Consider the following 6,559-nt stretch of genomic DNA (forward strand, 5'->3'; position numbering starts at 1 on the left):
CCAGGATCCGGGTCATCAGGCCGCCGAAGCGGCCCCTGGCCGCTCAGCCCTGCTGAGCCTGCGCCGCCTGGGCGTTGCGCAGACGGATGTGCAGCTCGCGCAGCTGCTTCTCGTCGACCATCGACGGCGCGCCGGTCAGCAGGCACTGCGCACGCTGGGTCTTCGGGAAGGCGATGACGTCGCGGATCGATTCAGCCTTGGTCATCAGCGTGATCAGGCGGTCCAGACCGAAGGCCAGGCCGCCGTGCGGCGGCGCGCCGTACTGCAGCGCGTCCAGCAGGAAGCCGAACTTGATGCGCTGGTCTTCCGCGCTGATGTTCAGCGCCGAGAACACCTTGGCCTGCACCTCGGCGCGGTGGATGCGCACCGAGCCGCCGCCCAGCTCCCAGCCGTTCAGCACCATGTCGTAGGCCTTGGCCACGCAGGCGCCCGGATCGGTGTCCATCAGGTCCTCATGGCCGTCCTTCGGGCTGGTGAACGGGTGGTGGCAGGCGTTCCAGCGGTTCTCGTCCTCGTCGTGCTCGAACATCGGGAAGTCGACCACCCACAGCGGCGCCCAGCGGTCCTCGAACAGGCCCGTCTTCTTGCCGAACTCGCTGTGGCCGATCTTCAGGCGCAGCGCGCCGATCGAGTCGTTGACCACCTTGACCTTGTCGGCACCGAAGAACAGCAGGTCGCCGCTCTGCGCGCCGGTGCGGCTCAGGATGTCGCTGAGCGCCTGGTCGTGCAGGTTCTTGACGATCGGCGACTGCAGGCCCTCGCGGCCCTTGGTGACGTCGTTGACCTTGATCCAGGCCAGGCCCTTGGCGCCGTAGATCTTGACGAACTCGGTGTAGCCGTCGATCTCGCCGCGGCTCATCGCGCCGCCGCCGGGCACGCGCAGCGCGACCACGCGGCCGCCCTTGGTGGTGGCCGGGGTCGAGAAGACCTTGAAGTCGACCGTGCCCATCACGTCGGTCAGCTCGGTGAACTCGAGCTTGACGCGCAGGTCCGGCTTGTCCGAGCCGAAGCGGAACATCGCCTCGCTGTAGGGCATGACGGGGTAGTCGCCCAGCTCGACGTTCATCGTCTTGCGGAAGACATGGCGGATCATGCCCTCGAACATCGAGCGGATTTCCTCTTCGCCCAGGAACGAGGTCTCGATATCGATCTGCGTGAACTCGGGCTGGCGGTCGGCGCGCAGGTCCTCGTCACGGAAGCACTTGGTGATCTGGTAGTAGCGGTCGAAGCCGGCCACCATCAGCAGCTGCTTGAACAGCTGCGGCGACTGCGGCAGCGCGAAGAAGTGGCCGTCGTGCACGCGGCTGGGCACCAGGTAGTCGCGCGCGCCTTCCGGGGTCGACTTGGTCAGCATCGGCGTCTCGACGTCGATGAAGCCGTTCTCGTCGAGGAACTTGCGCACCTCCATCGCCACCTTGTAGCGCAGCATGAGGTTCTTCTGCATCGCCGGGCGACGCAGGTCGAGCACGCGGTGCGTCAGGCGGGTGGTCTCCGACAGGTTGTCGTCGTCGAGCTGGAACGGCGGCGTCACCGACGGGTTCAGCACCTCGAGCGTGTGGCACAGCACCTCGACCTTGCCGCTGACCAGGTTGGCGTTCTCGGTGCCGGCCGGGCGCGCGCGCACCAGGCCGGTGATCTTCAGGCAGAACTCGTTGCGCACGCCCTCGGCGGTCTTGAACATCTCCGGGCGGTCCGGATCGCAGACCACCTGCACCAGACCTTCGCGGTCACGCAGGTCGACGAAGATCACGCCGCCGTGATCGCGACGACGGTGGGCCCAGCCCATGAGGGTGACGGTCTGGCCGGTCAGTGCTTCGCTGACCTGGCCTGCGTAGCAGGTGCGCATGGTGGTGACTTTCTGGAGCCTTGTGAGCTCTGGACTCAGTGGGGAGTGCTCGGCGGGGCGACAACCCCCATCGAGATGATGTATTTGAGCGCCTCGTCGACGCTCATGCCCAGCGGACGCACGTCGGCGCGCGGCGCCATCAGGAAGAAGCCCGATGTCGGGTTCGGTGTGGTCGGCACATAGAGGCTGACGAACTCGTGCTGCGGGCCGGCCGCCTCGCCCAGCCGGGAGGCAACCTCGCCCGAGGGCCGCCCGGTCACGAAGGCGATGGTCCAGCTGTCACGGCGCGGGTACTCGACCAGCACCGCCTCGCGGAAGGCCTGGCCGCTGCTGGAGAACAGCGTGTCGGAGACCTGCTTGACCGAGGTGTAGATCGACTTGACGATCGGAATGTTCGACAGGATGCGGTCCCATTGCCGCAGCCACCACTGGCCGACGATGTTGGCGACGAACACGCCGGTCAGCAGCATCATCGTCAGCAGCGTCAGCACGCCCAGCCCGGGAACCGCCGAGAGCCGGTCCAGCAAGGCATGCGCGCTGGCCGGCAGCACCGCGGTGGCGGCGCCCAGCAGGGTCTGGAACACGCTGTCCATCAGACCCAGGATCCACAGCAGGACCCAGATGGTGATGGCCAGCGGCAGCCAGACCAGCAGGCCGGCGATGATGTATTTCTTCACGACGATCCGTTCGGTCCGTGTTCAGTGGCAGGCACAGGAGCCGCCGCAGGGCGTCGACGACGCCGAGGACGCGCTGGAGCCGCTGTCGGCCGACGAGGTCGATGCCCCGCTGTCGGCGGCGGCGGCAGCAGGTGCGGCCGCTGCGGCGGTTGCGGCCGTCGCGCCCCCGGTCGCACCGGTGGCGGCGCCGGAGCCACCGCGGAAATCGGTCACGTACCAGCCCGAACCCTTGAGCTGGAAACCGGCCGCGGTCACCTGCTTGGCAAAGCTCTCGGCCCCGCAGGCCGGGCAGGTGGTGAGCACCGGATCGGACATCTTCTGCAGCACGTCTTTCGCGTGCCCGCAGGAGGAACAACGATAGGCGTAGATCGGCATCGCTAAACCCTTGATTCGAAACAGGAATTATAGAGCGCAGACAAGCAGGTCGCGTGCCCGGTCTTGCGGCGCGTCTTCAGGCACGTCTTCAGAGCATCATCCAGCGCACCAGAAGCGCGGCGGAAACCACGCCCAGCAGGAAGCCGGTGACCAGCCAGCCCGCGGTCTGCAGCATCCGGTTGGTGCGGCGCTGCTCGGCCAGCAGGGCCTGCAGCAGCTCGCGGCTGGCGGCCGCGTCGCCGCTGCCCGAGGCCGCACCCGCCTGCGCCTTGAGCGCATCATGCAGCAGCCGTGGCAGCGCCGGCAGGTACTGCGCATAGCGCGGCGCCTCCTGGCGCAGCTGGTGGGCCAGCGCACGCCAGCCGATCTGCTCGTTCATCCAGCGCTCGAGGAAGGGCTTGGCGGTGCTCCACAGGTCGAGCTCGGGGTCGAGCTGGCGGCCCAGCCCCTCGACGTTCAGCAGCGTCTTCTGCAGCAGCACCAGCTGCGGCTGGATCTCGACGTTGAAGCGGCGCGAGGTCTGGAACAACCGCATCAGCACCTGGCCGAGCGAGATGTCCTTGAGCGGGCGGTCGAAATGCGGCTCGCAGACCGCGCGGATCGCGCCTTCGAGCTCGTCGGCGCGGGTGGTCGGCGGCACCCAGCCGGATTCGATGTGCAGCTCGGCCACCCGGCGGTAGTCGCGCTGGAAGAAGGCGAGGAAGTTCTGCGCCAGGTATTCCTTGTCGCGCGCATCGAGCGTGCCGACGATGCCGAAGTCCAGCGCGATGTAGCGCTGGAAGGTCGCCGGCGCCAGCGACACCATGATGTTGCCCGGGTGCATGTCGGCGTGGAAGAAGCCGTCGCGGAACACCTGGGTGAAGAAGATGGTCACGCCGTCGCGCGCCAGCTTCGGGATGTCGACGCCGGCCTCGCGCAGCCGCTCGACCTGGCTGATCGGCACGCCGAACATGCGCTCCATCACCAGCACCTCGGCCGAGCTGAGGTCCCAGATCATTTCCGGCACCATCAGCAGGTCCAGGCCGTCCATGTTGCGGCGCAGCTGCGCAGCGTTGGCGGCCTCGCGGCCCAGGTCCAGCTCGTCGTGCAGGTACTTGTCGAACTCGGCGACCACCTCGCGCGGGCGCAGGCGCCGGCCGTCGGCCGACAGGCGCTCGAGCCAGCGCGCGCCGGTGCGCAGCAGCCCCAGGTCGGCGTCGATCACCTCGAGCACGCCGGGACGCAGCACCTTGACCGCCACCTGGCGGCCGTCATGCAGCACGCCGAAATGCACCTGGGCAATCGAGGCGCTGGCCACCGGATCGGCATCGAACTGCGCAAACACCGCCTCGATCGGCCGGCCGAGCGACTTCTCGATCAGCTGGCGCGCCAGCGCGCTGGAGAACGGCGGCACGCGGTCCTGCAGCCGGGCCAGCTCGTCGGCGATGTCGGGCGGCATCAGGTCGCGCCGGGTGGACAGCACCTGGCCGAACTTGACGAAGATCGGACCGAGCCGCTCGAAGGCCAGGCGCAGGCGCACGCCGCGCGGCGCGTCGAGCCGCCGGCCGACCGACAGCACACGCGCCAGCAGGCGCAGCAGCGGGTGGCTGAACTGCGTCAGCACCAGCTGGTCCATGCCGTGGCGCAGCATCACCCACGCGATCAGCGCGAGCCGGGGCCAGTTCCTCATGATGGATGCGGCAGAGGCCGGATCAGGCCGGGCGGCGCACGCGCTGCACGAAGGCGCCGACGGTCTGCGCCAGCCCGCCGCCCAGGCGGCCGAGCAGGCGCGCCGGGCCGTCGCCGATCACGCGGGCCAGATCGTCCTCGATGTCCCAGCGCAGGTTCTCGGCCAGCCAGGCGACCTCGGCGGCGAAGGCGGCGTCGCCGCGAATGTCCATCGGCGGGCGCCCTGCCATGCCGGCCAGGCCCCAGCGCAGCATCTCGCTGCCGTCGAGCGTGACCACCAGCGTCTCTTCCTCGCCGACGCCGACCGGCACCAGCAGCAGGTCCTCGTCCAGCTCGAGCAGGCCGGCCGGGGTCACGCGCCAGACCGCACGCGGCGGCGCCGGCAGCAGCGCCGGCCACTGGCGCCACTGCACGCCGATCGAGCGGCCGACATGGCCGAGCAGGCGGCGGGTGGCCTCCGGCTCGGCGGCCAGCACATGGTTGAGCAGCAGCGTGACGCGGCCGAGGGCCTCGCGACCGAGGGGTTCGAGCAGGGCTTGCAACATGGCGGCGATTGTAGGCGGGGCCCGCAGATCGCCCGCGGCCGGGACTCTCGGGGACAGGTACACGCCTGGCATGGTGGTTTTTCTCGCCAGACCGGCAAGATCCGGGCCGACGCGTCGAACCGGGCTCAGGAAAATCATCACCCCGCCATGCGGGTTTGCCACAATCGGCGCTGTCGGGACCGGGCTGGCGAGCGGCACGGGAGGAGACCGACGCCCATGCCACTGCGAGCTGAACACATCCCATGACGACCATCCTGCTGACCGGAGCCACCGGCTACATCGCCTCCCACACCTGGATCGCGCTGAAGGAGGCGGGCTTCCGTGTCCTGGGCGTCGACAACTTCGCCAACAGCTCGCCCGTCGTGCTGCAGCGCCTGGAGGCCCTGCTGGGCGAGAAGCCGGTCTTCGAGGAGGCCGACGTCAACGACACCGACCGCATGGCCGACATCATCGCCCGCCACGGCGTGCAGGGCGTCGTGCACTTCGCCGCGCACAAGGCGGTGGGCGAATCGGTGGCCAAGCCGCTCGAGTACTTCCGCAACAACCTCGGCGGTCTGGTCAGCGTGGCCACCGCGATGGAGCGCCAGGGCGTGAAGACGCTGGTCTTCAGCTCCTCGGCCACCGTCTACGGCCAGCCCGAGCGCCTGCCCATCACCGAGGACTGCGCGCTGTCCAGCACCAACCCCTACGGCATGACCAAGCTGCTGGGCGAGCAGATGCTGCGCGAGCTCGAGCGCTGCACCCCGGGCTGGGCGATCGCCTACCTGCGCTACTTCAACCCGGTGGGCGCACACGCCAGCGGCACCATCGGCGAGGACCCGCGCGGCATCCCGAACAACCTGATGCCCTACGTCACCCAGGTCGCGGTGGGCAAGCGCGAGTTCCTGCAGGTCTTCGGCGGCGACTACGACACGCCCGACGGCACCGGCGTGCGCGACTACATCCATGTCTGCGACCTGGCGCAGGGCCATGTGGCAGCGCTGCGCCACCTGCTCGAGGCCAAAAGCTCGGTCACCGTCAACCTCGGCACCGGCCAGGGCTACAGCGTCATCGACGTGGTCCGGGCCTTCGAGAAGGCCAGCGGCCGCCCGGTGCCCTACCGCATCGTCGACCGCCGCCCCGGCGACGTCGCCTCCTGCTACGCCGACCCGGCCGCGGCCGAGCAGATCCTGGGCTGGAAGGCGCAGTTCGGCATCGACCGCATGTGCGAGGACAGCTGGCGCTGGCAGTCGACCAATCCGGACGGCTTCAAGGACTGAGCGCGCCGCCCGTCATGCCGCTGACATCGCCCCCGCGCAGACTGGGGGCATTTGACGCGAGCGGCACATCATGACGGCGCCACACCTCCCTGCGACCTCGGTCTCTCCCGCGATCGATCCCGGCTGGGATCCGGCGGTCTGCGAGCCGCTGATCGAGCGGCTGTGGGCGCTGCGGCGCCAGATGACCGC

6 protein-coding genes are annotated in these 6,559 nt (G+C 69.2%); 1 reads left to right on the forward strand and 5 read right to left on the reverse strand.

Features of this window, described 5'->3' with window-relative positions; translation table 11 throughout:
- Positions 1-43: 43 nt before the first annotated feature.
- The 5 genes from aspS to HZU84_RS17715 form a co-directional block, all read right to left on the reverse strand.
- Positions 44-1,846 (reverse strand): aspartate--tRNA ligase, encoded by a 1,803-nt coding sequence (aspS, locus tag HZU84_RS17695; RefSeq protein ID WP_149504603.1) that lies wholly within the window; start codon positions 1,844-1,846, stop codon positions 44-46.
- Positions 1,847-1,881: 35 nt separating this feature from the next.
- Complete coding sequence (locus tag HZU84_RS17700; protein WP_149504604.1) at positions 1,882-2,523, reverse strand: DUF502 domain-containing protein; 642 nt, start codon at positions 2,521-2,523, stop codon at positions 1,882-1,884.
- 21 nt (positions 2,524-2,544) lie between these two features.
- Entirely contained in the window at positions 2,545-2,898 is a 354-nt protein-coding gene (locus HZU84_RS17705) for an FmdB family zinc ribbon protein (protein ID WP_149504605.1), read from the reverse strand.
- A gap of 88 nt (positions 2,899-2,986) precedes the next feature.
- The gene (ubiB, locus tag HZU84_RS17710) at positions 2,987-4,567 is read right to left on the reverse strand and encodes a ubiquinone biosynthesis regulatory protein kinase UbiB (protein WP_149504606.1); all 1,581 of its coding nucleotides are present in this window, start codon (positions 4,565-4,567) and stop codon (positions 2,987-2,989) included.
- Between the two features lie 22 nt (positions 4,568-4,589).
- Positions 4,590-5,111 carry a hypothetical protein gene (locus tag HZU84_RS17715; RefSeq protein WP_149504607.1) on the reverse strand — a complete coding sequence of 174 codons (522 nt, stop codon included), beginning with the start codon at positions 5,109-5,111 and terminating at the stop codon, positions 4,590-4,592.
- Between the two features lie 242 nt (positions 5,112-5,353).
- Between HZU84_RS17715 and galE the strand changes: the two genes are divergently transcribed.
- Entirely contained in the window at positions 5,354-6,370 is a 1,017-nt protein-coding gene (galE, locus tag HZU84_RS17720; RefSeq protein WP_149504608.1) for a UDP-glucose 4-epimerase GalE, read from the forward strand.
- Positions 6,371-6,559 lie beyond the last annotated feature (189 nt).

This window comes from Sphaerotilus sulfidivorans (assembly GCF_013426975.1).
Taxonomy (GTDB): domain Bacteria; phylum Pseudomonadota; class Gammaproteobacteria; order Burkholderiales; family Burkholderiaceae_C; genus Sphaerotilus; species Sphaerotilus sulfidivorans.